Here is a 14061-nt window from a genome sequence, read left to right on the forward strand (position 1 = left end):
AGACTCAGGCCCAAAAACCGCATCACGTGCAGATTCGCGTTAGCCATGTCTTCAACTGATTCATCACTGAGTCCACCGTGCCAGATTCCTGTCAGCAACATTTTGAACAGCAGCAACCCGGGATAGGCAGGACGGCCTGCGGCATCAGATGTGGGGGCATAATGTTCAGCGATTGCTTTTTCTATCGGCCCCCAATCAATCAGATAATTGATTTGATTGAGGAAGCTTCCTTTGCGAGTGCGGCGGGTAACATCAAACTCTGAAAAACTCATATCAATTAATTCAATTATATGATTTAAAACGTTATTATATCATCATCTGTACCTGAAAATGACTCTAACCGTGCAAAGGTCTCAAAAATTAAGTCTGTTTTGCGTGTTACGTACAGCATTCTCGACACCAAGCAAAGCTTGGTTTGTTGATTGTTACCACGATGAAGATCATCCGAAACGAGCTTGAATCAAATCTGATAGGCTGGCTGTATACGACAGTGGTTTTAGTCTGGCACGATTCGATAATCAATGCAGTGGTCAATCGAGCATGTACCAGTTTTAAGACGCAGCGTGATAAATGCACCAATACACAAGCGGACTTCACTGCTTCTTGACGATTTTGCTGCTTGGTTAATAAACCTGAATTTAAACAACATACAGTTATTAGATAGCGTAAATTCTACAGATTGATACTCTAAAACTGTAGTACGGGGTATGAAATTGATTCAGCCTTGATTGAGACGGATTGGAATCCTAGGGATAAAAATGTCAGCAAAATAAATATAAATAAATTAAGCGGTTGCTTCTTAGACTGTTTCTTCTTACGACTGGAAAAACTACTTAACATGACATCCTTTCAACAGCAACGATATGCTACGGGTTAATAAAATGTTTCAGCACATTCAAAAATAGTACAGTACAGAGAAAGCTTAACAACCATACTATTTAATGCACCGGCTAAAGAATTTGTTAAATATGGAACATTAAATATAAAAGGCAGCAATTTTAAAGTTTTTTCTTAAAACTTGCAACATTCCATTTCCAGCTTATTCCTTATTCTCTAAAGACCTTAAGTCTATGACCAATTCAACTGTCGAGCAATCACCCACTTACTGCGAATCAATTTCCCCGCAACTTAATCCCCAATAATTTTATTTTGCGATAAAGATGCGTACGTTCTAATCCAGCCCGCTCAGCCACACGCGTCATATTCCCGTTTTCTTGATCAATCAATCTTTCAAAGTAAGTTTTTTCAAATAAATCACGCGCTTCGCGTAATGAAAGGTCAAGAGGAATTTCCGGAGCAACTGATGCGGAAGACGATTCTGGAAATACCATTGCCTGCTGCACTGCTTCAACTGAAATTTCATCGCCGGTGGATGTTAGTGCCAAAGAATGGACGACACCCGTTAGCTGCGTAAGATTTCCTGGCCAATCATAATTACGCAAGCAATTCAGCGCAGCAGTAGTAAACTGCAATGTTGACGAAGCTTCACCTGATTCAACAAAGCGTGATAAAATTTGATTAGCTAATTCAGGAATATCTTCCCGATGTGCTCTCAAAGCAGGAATACCAATACTTAAACCACTTAACACTTCATATAACTTGGGATGATAGTTGCCTTGGGCAGTTAATTCCGCTATTGGGTGCGATGTCGCACAAACCAGCCGTACATTATATTTTTCCAGTTTATTTAGTAACAACAACATACCCTTTTGTGCTAATTTGCTGATTTCACCCACCTCCTTGAGAAATAACAAACCATCACGTGCAGGCTCTAATAAATCTAGTGGTGATTCTGCTAATGAATTCAATGTCTCTGGTTCTACCCACGGTGTATTGGGACGATGCATAAAGCGAGCGCATATTTCGGCCCCTGCACCAGGCTCACCCATCAGTAGCACGGGTGCTTTCAGATTGACTACTTGCTCCAATCTTTTCCGCAGATCTGCAATCAAATTACCTTTGCCCAAGCTAGCCAGAGAAAGCACTGATTGCTGTTTATTTTGCCCACCTCGCAACGCTTTGCTGACGGTGCTCAACAATTTTTGCAGTGGTATCGGTTTTTCCAGATAACTAAATGCACCAATACGCGTCGCTTCAACTGCTGTATCAATGGTGCCGTGCCCCGACATCATGATCACTGGCATCGTCAGCGCTCCATTACTAACCCATTCTTTTAACAACGTAATACCGTCAGTATCAGGCATCCAGATATCCAGCAACACCAAATCCGGGCGCGTCTGATTCCGCCAGGCACGTGCTTGTTCAGCGTTCTCTGCCAACGCCACACGATATCCCTCATCACGCAAAATTTCTGACAGCAATTCGCGAATACCAATTTCGTCATCGACGATGAGTATTGTATTGTTTGTTATCATCTAGAATTCTCTCCACGACTGTAATCCAATCAGCCAGTTTACGGTTAACTATAAAACTTTATGCATATTTTTGGATTCGGAGTTTATGATTAACGAGCACCAACACATGGAATATTCTACTCGCCTTTCTATATTTACAGACTCGATAATTTAATTTAATGTCAATCTGTTATTTCCTACAGCTTTATTTTTTTTCCACCGCAGGCAGGATGATTGAAATCTGCGCACCCAGCGGCTTCATATTCTCGATATGAATAAGCCCATCATGTTCTTCAATAATTTTCTTGACAATAGGCAAACCCAAGCCTGTACCCTTCAATTTGGTCGTAACATAGGGCTCAAAAACACGCGCTCTGATTTCTTCCGAAAAGCCGCAACCATTATCACGGACACTTAGCTGCACACCTCCATGCACTGCTTCGGTTTTTACTTCTATCTCGGGTCTCAAAGCATCAATTAACGCATCCTGCGCATTCTGCAATAAATTATGCAGTACTTGGCGTAATTGCGCAGAATCTCCTCTAACCTCCGGCAATTTTTCCGCCAACTTCTGTTTAATTTTTATGTGCTTACCATTCTCAGCCGCCATACTTCCAGTCTCATAGAGCGATAACACTTCACGAGCCAGCTGGTTAAAATCTAACGGCCGCAATTCCAGTTCAGGAATACGTGCATATTGATTGAACTCATTGACCATTTTCTTTAGCGCTTCGACTTGATTAACAATGGTTTCAGTTGAGCGCCTTAATATCTTGGCGTCTTCTTCGTCGAGTTTATTAATTAATCTATGCTGTACCCGCTCCGCAGAGAGTTGAATCGGCGTCAACGGATTTTTAATTTCGTGCGCAAGACGCCGCGCTACTTCGCCCCAAGCTACCGCACGCTGCACTTGGAGTAAACTAGTAATGTCGTCAAAAACCACCACACCACCGCCGCCCGATAACTTAGGTAGTCGCGTACCCCGCAACAACAAAACCTGGTTGCGACCATCTTCCGAGCGTGTTAGTTGGCGTTGCCAAACACCTGCCTCTTCTGAATTAAAACCCATTCTAATTTCAGCAATTAACGTATCCAATTGCGGCTCATTGGTTACGCACCCTTCAATAATTGAGCCATCCAAACTGATTAAAGGTGTTTGAAGTATTTGCTCTGCACTACGGTTTGCTTTAGATAAAACCAATTGATCATCGAATACTAATACACCGGATGAAAGATTTGCCAGGATACTTTCCAGATGTGCTCGGGCACTTTCTACTTGCTGCTGATTATGCTGCGCAATTGCTTGTGCTTCCTGCAGTTGCTGCGTCATCAAATTAAATGACTCTGTCAACACACCCAATTCATCGCTACTTTGAACCAGATGACGACGGCTGTAATCACCCTGCGCAATAGCGCGCGTTCCTTCAGCTAACATACCGAGTGGAGCACTTAACTTCTCACTAAGCAATGATGCTGTTGCCAGCGCTGAAAATAATGATAATAACAATGCCAATGTCAATGTCACACTATATAATCGAGTTAACCCGTGGCGAGACAATGAAAGCTCCTGGTAATCTCGATACCCGGCCTGCACCCGCTCAGCATCTTTGGCCAACTGCACAGGGACCGGCTGCAATAACTGCAGAACCCGGATATCTTCTTTCAAACTCAACACATTGACAGGCACAACCACACGCAAATATAAACCTTTATCGGCTATCGTCTCAACTGCAGTGTAAGCTTTCTGGATCCTTACATGCCGCATAACCATTGCATTTGGCTTTTCAGGAAATAATGCCAGATTAGTTTCGCTTGAAAATGCAATCACCTTGCCATCTTGGTTGAATAAAGTCGATTCTTCCACCTGAGATTGTAGCAATAACTCGTTAAGCACCAGCAAAGGTGGACTGGATGTTTCTGCTAGCAGCAAAGCTGTAGCCTGCGCTTTTTTTTGCAGCTCCTCCAACAAATTATCCAGCATAGTATGCCCAAGATTCAATCCGCCCTCCAAAGCACGGTCCACTTTTACATCAAACCAGGATTCAATACTTTTCTCAAGGAATTGAACTGACACAGCATAAACCAAAGCGCCAGGAAGTATTGCCATCAGCGAGAAAACCAACATTAATCGTAACGCCAGCTTAGATCCAAACACACCTGATTTAAGTCTGCGCCTGAATCGCCACAACAATATTGCAACGATTGCCATGAGGAAAAGCACAAAGGCCGCATTTATAACCAGCAGCAAGCGGTACTTCCGCTCAAAAAACTCCGTATTGGCACCTGCTGTAGCAAGTAAAAACAACATGACCGCCCCCACACCCGCGCCAATAATGAGTACATACTTCATTACTGACCTTTCATTTGGAAAGGTTGCTCCGGTGTAGGTAACTTCATGCTCCACTCCAACTTGTCTGAACTCAAATTCCATCGACTGGAACCAAAGGCCTCGACCTGGAATGGTTTGGGCATACGTGTCAGATCAAGCCATATACGCAGTGACGCGATATAATCAGTGTTCTGATTTAATTCTGACTTAACCGTCAAGGTAAAATCATGCAATCGACCCATAACCTGCAATGCTTCAGTGAGCGTGTTAAAGCTCTGTGAAAACGAAGCGTGATTTAAATGATACTGTCGCGTCAGTGCATAATACCTCAACCCCACCCTGTATTTACCGCGTACAACTTCGTCATCCAACCAATACCAGCGCACATCGACCAGACTGAATTTGAATACAAAGTAAAGTACAATGCCCTTCTCAAGCGCCTGCTCCAAAGTCGGGTTAAGCGCAATTTCAGAATCTACGCTGATTTTATAACCCTCACCCGCTGCTGCTAAATTGACATTCTTTATGCGGATACCCTCCGCCTGCGCAGTAGCTGCTGGCAACAGCAAAATCAACCATAAGAAAACTAAACTGGCATAAGGTAACTTCACTCGACCCATATATCGATCAGTTTTTTTGCAGTAAGGTATAAAAGAAGCCGTCATGTTGAGTATCAGGTAACAGTTGTCCATCAACCATCCCCGCAACAGAAATCGGCAATTGGCATGCATCAGAATGATGTTTAAGAAATCTCTCCATCTGTATGGTATTTTCTTCTGCGAAGACTGAACAAGTCACATAAAGCAACTTACCATCCTTCCTTAGGGTGTTCCACAATGCATCAAGAATTGCTTGTTGATATACAGCAAACTTGGTCAAATCACTCTCGCGCCGGAGCCATTTAATATCAGGATGCCGGCATACCACACCCGATGCAGAACATGGCACATCAGCCAAAATTCGATCATAGGGTTGCTCATCCCACCATTCATCAGGTTTCGCCGCATCACCGCAAATTAATCGCTCTGATGTCATCCTCAAGCGCTCAAGATTTTGCTGCACCTGGATCAGCCTCTCTGGGTCATTATCCAATATTGACAGCGATATATTCGCCAACTCCAGCAAATGCGTGCTTTTACCTCCGGGAGCAGCGCAAGCATCCAACACCCGCATACCCTCATGCACATCCAGCAATGGCGCAGCAAGTTGTGCACCTGCATCTTGCACAGTCACCAACCCCATTGCAAAGCCCGGCAGAGATTCCACCCTAATCGGCTGACTCAATTGAAGTGTATCCCGCCATAATAATTCAGCCTGAATCCCATTTTCTGTCAATAAATTGCGGTAATCCTCCACGCTAATCTTACGCCGATTAACCCGCAGAGTCATTGGGGGGCGTTTGTTATTTGCTCTCAGTATGGCTGCAAAATTTTCCGGATATTGCCGACGCAACTTATCGACCCACCACTGCGGATGCGAATAACGTCCAACTTCTTTTTCAGTAGCTTGTCTCAATAAATTTTCCTGTTGCCGGATAAAATTGCGTAACACCGCATTGACCAGTCCTTGCATTCCACCACCCTTCACTAAGCAACGTGAAGCTGAGACCGCCTGATCTACCACAGTGTGCGACAACACCCGGCTATATTGCAATTGATATAAACTTACCAGCAGCAGATGATACAAACTTTTATCGCGTAGCGGCTTCTTCAGCAAGAGCTCTAGGATTGCTCCCAGTTGCCCATAGAAACGCAACACTCCGTAACTTAAATCCTGAATGGCACCTCTCTGTTGCTTCGACAGCGAAGAATCCACACGCCAAACATCCTGCAGCACCTCGGTCAAGCTTGCTCCAGCTAGCACTTTACCCACTACAGAAGCCGCAGCAAGTTGCGTTCTGATCATACTCTATGAATAATTAACCAAAGTAAAGCACTCACCTAGTTGAAGGTTATTGCCCGCCAGAAAATCCGCCACATTCATTTTTTTTCCGCCCGATTTCTGTAGCATTTCCACTTGTAATAGGCCAGAACCGCATGTTACTGATATACCATCTCGGTTTGCCGCAACAATTTGACCTGGTTGTCTGGATTCACCCACCACTATTTTTGCCTGCCAAATCTTCAAAACCATTCCTTGGAAAGATGTATAGGCTCCCGGAATTGGATTAAATGCACGCACTACCCGATCTATCTGCTCAGCTGAAAGTCGCCAGTCAATTTCAGCTTCTGCCTTGGCTATTTTAGCGGCATAGCAAGCTTGTGCCTCATTCTGAGCAACTGGAACAAGCTTTCCTTGCTGCAGCTGAACCAAGGTTTCAACAATACTCAGAGCGCCTAACAGACTCAACCTGTCATGCAGTGATTGCGTGGTATCGTCCGGCGCGATCTTCATTTCGTGTTTCAGTAAAATGTTACCCGTATCAAGCCCTGCGTCCATTTGCATGATTGTAATACCAGTTTCATCATCGCCAGCCAGAACCGCCCGTTGAATCGGCGCGGCGCCACGCCAGCGTGGTAAAATCGAAGCGTGAATATTTAAACAACCCTGATGAGGAATACTTAACACTGCTTGCGGCAAAATCAGTCCATACGCCGCGACGACCATAACATCCGCATGTAGCGCTTCTAATTGTGCTTGTATTTCAGGCGATTTAAGCGTCGGTGGCTGTAGTATCGCAAGATCATGCTGTTGAGCCAGCAACTTGACTGCACTCGCAACCGTTTTCATCCCTCTTCCGGCCGGCCGGTCTGGTTGGGTTAAAACCATCACAATCTGATGCCCGGCATGGATCAATCCTTCCAGTGCAGCAGCAGCAAAAATAGGGGTTCCGGCAAAAATAATTTTCATGCAAGTTTCTGCGCTTACATTGTACTACGCAGTTTTTTCTTTAATCTCGCCAAAGTGCGTGCTTGTTTAAGCCGGGACCAATATTCAACAAACACTTTACCTGCCAAGTGATCCATCTCATGCTGAATACACACCGCCAGCAATCCATCGGCATCCAAAACAAATGATTCACCTTGAACATTTAAAGCTTTAACCGTAACAAGCTCAGCACGCTGCACTTTTCCATAAATACCTGGCACTGACAGACAGCCTTCTTCAAAATCAGATATACCACTGCTCGCAATGATTTCAGGATTAATCAAAACGATCAATTCATCCCGCGCTTCTGAAGTGTCAATAACGATAACGCGCTCATGCACATCCACTTGTGTTGCGGCTAACCCTATCCCAGGCGCAGCATACATAGTTTCTGCCATATCATTTATCAGCGCACGGATTTTATCAGTGACTTGCGCAACAGGAATCGCTACAGTATGTAGTTTTTCGTTGGGGTATTGTAATATTTTTAAAATAGCCATGAAAAAATTATGTAGATAAATAAACTCAATGCCGCATTTAGACCGTATCATTAGCCGATTATTCTGCATGTTAATAACTTAACGGGGATCGTCCATGCGAAAGCCTATTATAGCTATGATTTTATTCCTGAGTCTGCTTTCTATTCCACCAGTCAATGCTGAGGATAACTTGTTGCGAAGCGATACTCCCTATCGCCATATCGTTGTGCCAGGCGATACGCTATGGGGGATTGCTTCCAGATTTCTTAACGACCCTTGGCGTTGGCCGGAGATCTGGGGACTCAACCGTGAGCAGGTAAAAAATCCTCACAGAATCTATCCCGGCGATATTGTAGTACTGAGAAAAACATCCTACGGATTTCGATTGAGCCTCGAGGATACTGAAGATGAAATCAGGACGGTCAAATTATCTCCAAAAATTCGCTCGGAACTATCAGATGATGCTGCCATACCCAGTATCCCAGCCGCCGCCATCGAGCCTTTTCTTAGTCAACCGCTAGTTATTGAAAAGGATGGCCTCGACAATGCCCCCTATATCTTAGGCTCCAGCGACAATCGAGTCGTTCTAAGTACAGGTAATACTGCTTATGTCAATGGATTGCCGAAAGATAAAGGCTCGACATGGCAAATTTTCCGTCCGGGCAAAGCATTAAAAGACCCCGATCAAAAAGATCAGATTCTCGGCTACGAAGCAACTTACTTAGGCAATGCCAAAGCTACTGTATTTGCCGATGTTAGCACAGTCACTATCACGCGGGCTGCGGAAGAAATCCTGAATGGAGATCGATTGGTTCCAGCACCTGATAACATATTCAATAACTACGCGCCCCATGCGCCAGATTTTCCAATCAATGGACGAATCATTTCAGTCTATGGCGGTATCACCGAAATTGGCAAAGGCGCCATCGTTACCTTGAATAAAGGTGGATTGGATGGCCTGGAAATGGGTCATGTGCTTGCTATTTTCCGAACAAGCCAAGCTAAATCTCTGACAGGGGAAACGTTACAGTTGCCTGATGAAAGAACGGGGCTAGCATTCGTATTTCGCGTTTTTGACAAAGTATCTTACGCGCTGGTCGTTCAAAGCACACATTCCATTAAAATACTCGATGCGGTCAAAACGCCTTAAAACAATAGCTGCACATTCATGAAATATGCATCTGATATTGAATCATGGCTAAGTCTTAATCTGATTGACGGCTTGGGCGGCGAATCTATCCGTCGGCTTTTGATTGCTTTTGGCAACCCTGCAGCAATCCTTTCGGCACATGTTACAGCGCTCGAACGCATTGTAAAAAAAACAACGGCTCATCGCATCAAGCAAGGCGCCGAACGCGATAACATTATAAATGTACTTAAATGGCTGGAAGATCCCATTAACGCAGTCATTACGTTGGCTGATTCCGATTACCCGGCACAATTGCTCAATATTGCGGACCCTCCTCCATTACTTTATTTTAAAGGCCGGCGCGAACTTCTCCAGCAACCTGCTTTGGCGGTCGTTGGAAGCCGTAACGCAACACCGCAAGGGTTATCCAATGCAGAAGCATTTTCAGAAGCCTCGAGCAATGCCGGGCTTTGTATTATCAGCGGCATGGCACTTGGTATAGATACTGCCGCCCACCATGGCGGCTTGCGTGGCTCTGCCGCTAGCATAGCCATCGTAGGAACAGGGCTAGATATTGTTTATCCAGCAAAAAATCATCCTTTAGCTCATAAACTCGCAAAAGAAGGTGCGCTGATTTCTGAATTTCCTTTGGGCACACCCGCCATAGGCCGGAACTTTCCGCGCAGAAACCGCATCATCAGTGGCATGACCCAGGGTTGCCTAGTAGTAGAAGCTGCATTGCAAAGCGGTTCATTGATTACAGCACGCCAGGCTTTAGAACAGGGTCGCGAAGTGATGGCAATTCCAGGATCTATTCATTCCCCTCTTTCAAAAGGCTGTCATGCATTAATCAAACAAGGTGCAAAATTGGTTGAAAACACACAAGATATTTTAGACGAATTAAGTCATCTGGCATTAATCGATGCCGCACCCGTCAGAAAAAAAGAATTCACCCATGAGGAATCAACCGAAAATTCGTTATTACTGAGTCATCTAAGTTATGATACCGTTAATATTGATACTTTGTGCGCACGTAGCGGCTTGACTGCCGAGGTTGTATCAGCCATGCTATTAACGCTTGAACTTGACGGTCAAATCAGCAGTCTACCAGGAGGATGGTATCAGCGAATTAAATGACATTTGATGCCATTAACTAAAACCGTTCATCTGTAAACAAATCCGCACCAATAGACATAATTATGTTCGATATACTCGTTTATTTATTTGAAAATTATTTTGATTCAGGAAGCTACCCTGACTCTGCAACACTGACACGCAAACTCACCATGGCTGGATTTGCCGACGAGGATATTAGCGAAACACTTAGTTGGCTCTCTGAACTTGAGCGCCATGACATTGGTAATTACCCAGCCAGCTTTGCCGGGAACAATTCCTTCCGATGCTTTACCGAATATGAAATAGAGAAAATTGATACTGAAGGACGAGGATTTATTTTCTTTCTGGAACAAGCCGGCATTATTAATCCGTTGCAACGAGAGTTATTAATTGATCGCGTACTGATGATGCATGAAAACTCACCCAGTCTTGAGAAAATTAAACTGATTGTTTTGACAGAACTATGGATCCAGAACCAGCTTACTGACGATACCATACTAGAAAAATTACTGATTGTCAGTGACTCTCATTATCGTCATTAAGACTAAATCGCATTCTTTTTATACCAAATAGCTGCTTGAGTAAATACAGCAAACACGCTCATTCAGTAAGTTTGATTCAAATTTCACAGTTATCAATAATCATGCGCGACAATATAGAGCCAGCAAATTATTTTTCTCGGAAAACTCATGGGTAAATCTCTAATCATTGCTGAAAAACCTTCAGTAGCAGCAGATATCGCGCGAGCACTGGGCAACTTCACCAAAAATACTGATTTTTTCGAGAATGATCAATACGTCATATCTTCGGCAGTAGGTCATTTACTCGAGCTAGTTATTCCTGAAGAATATGAAGTAAAGCGTGGTAAGTGGAGTTTTGCAAATTTACCCGTGATTCCTCCGCATTTTGATTTGAATCCGATAGAGAAAACGTCCTCACGTCTGAAGCTATTGAGTAAGCTCATCAAACGTAAAGACGTCGATTCATTGATAAACGCTTGCGACGCCGGGCGTGAGGGTGAATTGATTTTTTATTATATTCTGCGCCATGTTGGTATCAACAAACCTGTAAAACGCCTTTGGTTGCAGTCCATGACACCCGATGCCATTCGTCAAGGCTTTACCAAGCTAATGGACAATGACGAAGTCAAGTCGCTTGCGGAAGCCGCTGTCAGCCGCTCAGAATCGGACTGGTTAGTCGGAATTAATGGTACGCGTGCCATGACTGCCTTTAACTCGCAGGAAGGGGGATTTCATAAGACTACCGTTGGACGGGTACAAACTCCCACTTTGGCAATTCTTGTTGAACGCGAAGAAAAAATAAAAAAATTTCAGCCACAGGATTACTGGGAAATTCACGCTACATTTACAGCCAGCAGCGGCAATTATAATGGCAAATGGTTTGATGAAAAATTCGTCAAGGATAAAATCAATCAAGAGTCAAGACCAGAAAGACTTTGGGAGCAGAAGAAAGCAGAAATTATTCTTGTTAAATGTCAGGGAAAATCTGGCCATGTCGACGAAGAAAGCAAGCCCAGCAAAGAAATCTGCCCATTACTTTATGATTTGACTAGCCTGCAGCGTGACGCCAATAGCCGCTTTGGCTTTTCGGCCAAGGCAACACTGGGTCTGGCGCAAGCATTGTATGAGAAGCACAAGGTACTGACTTATCCACGAACGGATTCACGCGCTCTGCCGGAAGACTATATCAGCACCGTTAAAGATACTTTGCAGAGCCTGGAAAACACCGACTATGGTGAATTTTGTCGACAGATTCTAACATCAAACTGGGTTACTCCCAATAAGCGTATTTTCAATAACACAAAAATCTCAGATCACTTTGCCATTATCCCGACTTCATTAAATGCAACGAAGTTAAATGAAGCGGAAGCGAAGCTTTACGATCTGGTTACTAAACGTTTCTTAGCCATTTTTTTCCCAGCAGCAGAATTTCTGATCACCACTCGCCTTACCCGGGTTGAAAATGAGCCTTTTAAAACTGAAGGTAAAGTCATGGTAAATCCTGGCTGGCAGGCGGTCTATGGAAAAACAATCAAGTCAGATAGCGCGGAAGATGACAGCACGCTCGTCGCCATTACTCCCGGTGAATCTGTCAATACAGAAACCATCAACATTGTCGCAAATCAAACTCGCCCGCCTGCGAGGTTTAATGAGGCAACGCTGCTTTCCGCCATGGAGAGCGCCGGTAAGCTTGTAGAAGATGAAGAGCTACGTGCTGCGATGAGCGCAAAAGGTTTAGGTACGCCGGCGACTCGCGCTGCAATTATTGAAGGCTTAGTTTTTGAAAATTATATTCAGCGTGTTGGCCGCGAATTGCATCCAACGGCAAAGGCTTCTTCATTAATCACGTTATTACGCGGTCTTAAAATTCCCGAACTTATCTCACCTGAATTAACAGGCAACTGGGAATTTCAGTTACGCCAGATTGAGCAAGGTCATCTAAAACGCACTGCATTCATGGAAAAAATTGCCGAGATGACGCGGCATATGGTCGAACAAGCAAAGACTCATCGTGGCGAAACCATAACAGGTGATTTCGCTGTCTTGAAATCCCCTTGCCCGAAGTGTAGTGGCATCGTTCATGAAACCTACAAAAAATTTCAATGCCAGAAGTGTGATTTTGCGCTCTGGAAAATTCTGGCTGGTCGCCAATTTGAAGTTGAAGAAATGGAAACATTGATCACTCAGCGTGAAGCGGGTCCATTGCAAGGTTTCCGAAGCAAAATGGGACAATCGTTTAATGCTATCATCAGGCTTACGGATACTCTAGAAATGAAGTTCGATTTCGGTAACAATGATGAAAATCAAGAAGAAATCGATTTTAGTGAGCAACTTTCGCTTGGCAAATGCCCAAAATGCAACCATGCTGTTTATGAACACGGCATGCAGTATGTTTGTGAAAAATCTGTCGGGCCAGCTCGTACCTGTGATTTTAAAACCGGCAAAATTATTCTTGCGCGCCCAATTGATCGTGCACAAATCACCAAATTACTGGAAACCGGAAAAACTGATTTATTAACAAAGTTCATTTCCAAAAAAGGAAGGCCATTTTCGGCTTATTTGGTCAGGAATCCCGATGGGAAAATAGGTTTTGAATTTGAACAAAAAGTACCTAAAAAGACCGCTGAAACAAAATCCAAAACAAAGCAGCCAAGAACTCGATCAACCGGTGATGTTACCTCTTAAACTAATAAGAAATACCATCATTCCAATTACCATTAACACCCGGTAGCTGATCACAAGAGCTCTCCGGGCATCAAGTGATTGCCCGGATTTTCTGCCATTACTGGCACACGCCTTATAAATAAAAATTGAGAATATACTTGCCTACCCCGCTAGTCGCCATAATTATCATTATAAGCCCCCCTATAATGGCAGTGCCTTCTATAATGATTGATGCAAATGCCCCCGTTGTACTCTCAAACTCTTCATCACCCATCGCATTTCTTCGCTTCTCTCTGCGATCTTTCACCCACAATTGCAACCAGATGGCAAAAGGAATTGCCAATAAAGAGAACATCAAAACAATTTCTGCGTCTTCCATTATATAAAACCTCTTTGATTATTAATAATACGATAAATTTATCTTTTAGATTTTCGCAATAAATTACGATATCCGATAGCATCACTTTTAAACCAAACGTCTCGCGTTACCTGATTGCTTTTCGTCCAGAATTTACTACGATAGATTACCTTAAACGAGATAGCATGATAAAGATTTTTCCAAAAGATACAAATTTGACCCGAGTAATACAAGAAAAATCAG

The 14061-nt window shown here is 43.7% G+C and carries 12 protein-coding genes; 4 read left to right on the forward strand and 8 right to left on the reverse strand.

All coding sequences use genetic code 11. From position 1 onward, the window contains the following. From Q0C11_RS05265 to def, 7 genes are all read right to left on the reverse strand, one after another. Nucleotides 1-272, reverse strand: a 272-nt coding sequence (locus Q0C11_RS05265; protein ID WP_293006379.1) for a transposase, incomplete at its 3' end; no start/stop codon positions are given. Nucleotides 273-1112: 840 nt separating this feature from the next. Beyond that, on the reverse strand, nucleotides 1113-2375 hold the full coding sequence (locus tag Q0C11_RS05270; protein ID WP_293006380.1) for a sigma-54 dependent transcriptional regulator: 1263 nt from the start codon (nucleotides 2373-2375) through the stop codon (nucleotides 1113-1115). Nucleotides 2376-2559: 184 nt separating this feature from the next. Then, nucleotides 2560-4704 carry an ATP-binding protein gene (locus tag Q0C11_RS05275; RefSeq protein ID WP_293006382.1) on the reverse strand — a complete coding sequence of 715 codons (2145 nt, stop codon included), beginning with the start codon at nucleotides 4702-4704 and terminating at the stop codon, nucleotides 2560-2562. Further along, nucleotides 4704-5348 carry a DUF4390 domain-containing protein gene (locus Q0C11_RS05280; RefSeq protein WP_293006384.1) on the reverse strand — a complete coding sequence of 215 codons (645 nt, stop codon included), beginning with the start codon at nucleotides 5346-5348 and terminating at the stop codon, nucleotides 4704-4706. The genes Q0C11_RS05275 and Q0C11_RS05280 overlap by 1 nt, the downstream gene beginning before the upstream one ends. Next, nucleotides 5311-6588, reverse strand: coding sequence for a 16S rRNA (cytosine(967)-C(5))-methyltransferase RsmB (gene rsmB, locus Q0C11_RS05285; protein ID WP_293006386.1), 1278 nt, complete (start codon nucleotides 6586-6588; stop codon nucleotides 5311-5313). The genes Q0C11_RS05280 and rsmB overlap by 38 nt, the downstream gene beginning before the upstream one ends. Nucleotides 6589-6591: 3 nt before the next feature. Beyond that, nucleotides 6592-7533 (reverse strand): methionyl-tRNA formyltransferase, encoded by a 942-nt coding sequence (gene fmt / locus Q0C11_RS05290; RefSeq protein ID WP_293006388.1) that lies wholly within the window; start codon nucleotides 7531-7533, stop codon nucleotides 6592-6594. Between the two features lie 14 nt (nucleotides 7534-7547). Further along, nucleotides 7548-8051, reverse strand: coding sequence for a peptide deformylase (def, locus tag Q0C11_RS05295; protein ID WP_293006432.1), 504 nt, complete (start codon nucleotides 8049-8051; stop codon nucleotides 7548-7550). Nucleotides 8052-8145: 94 nt separating this feature from the next. Here def and Q0C11_RS05300 point away from each other — a divergent pair, with 94 nt between their 5' ends. The 4 genes from Q0C11_RS05300 to Q0C11_RS05315 all read left to right on the forward strand — a co-directional run bounded on the left by Q0C11_RS05300 (nucleotide 8146) and on the right by Q0C11_RS05315 (nucleotide 13481). Then, entirely contained in the window at nucleotides 8146-9180 is a 1035-nt protein-coding gene (locus tag Q0C11_RS05300) for a LysM peptidoglycan-binding domain-containing protein (protein ID WP_293006390.1), read from the forward strand. An 18-nt stretch (nucleotides 9181-9198) separates the two neighbouring features. Then, a complete protein-coding gene (dprA, locus tag Q0C11_RS05305) occupies nucleotides 9199-10296 on the forward strand; it encodes a DNA-processing protein DprA (RefSeq protein WP_293006391.1) in 1098 nt (365 codons plus the stop codon). A gap of 62 nt (nucleotides 10297-10358) precedes the next feature. Further along, entirely contained in the window at nucleotides 10359-10817 is a 459-nt protein-coding gene (locus Q0C11_RS05310; RefSeq protein WP_293006393.1) for a DUF494 domain-containing protein, read from the forward strand. Between the two features lie 147 nt (nucleotides 10818-10964). Further along, complete coding sequence (locus Q0C11_RS05315; RefSeq protein WP_293006395.1) at nucleotides 10965-13481, forward strand: DNA topoisomerase III; 2517 nt, start codon at nucleotides 10965-10967, stop codon at nucleotides 13479-13481. 112 nt (nucleotides 13482-13593) lie between these two features. Here the strand turns inward: Q0C11_RS05315 and Q0C11_RS05320 are convergent, their stop codons facing one another. Next, a complete protein-coding gene (locus Q0C11_RS05320) occupies nucleotides 13594-13839 on the reverse strand; it encodes a hypothetical protein (RefSeq protein WP_293006397.1) in 246 nt (81 codons plus the stop codon). Nucleotides 13840-14061: the final 222 nt, after the last annotated feature.

The organism is Nitrosomonas sp. (genome assembly GCF_022842015.1).
In the GTDB taxonomy this organism is placed as follows: Bacteria; Pseudomonadota; Gammaproteobacteria; order Burkholderiales; family Nitrosomonadaceae; genus Nitrosomonas.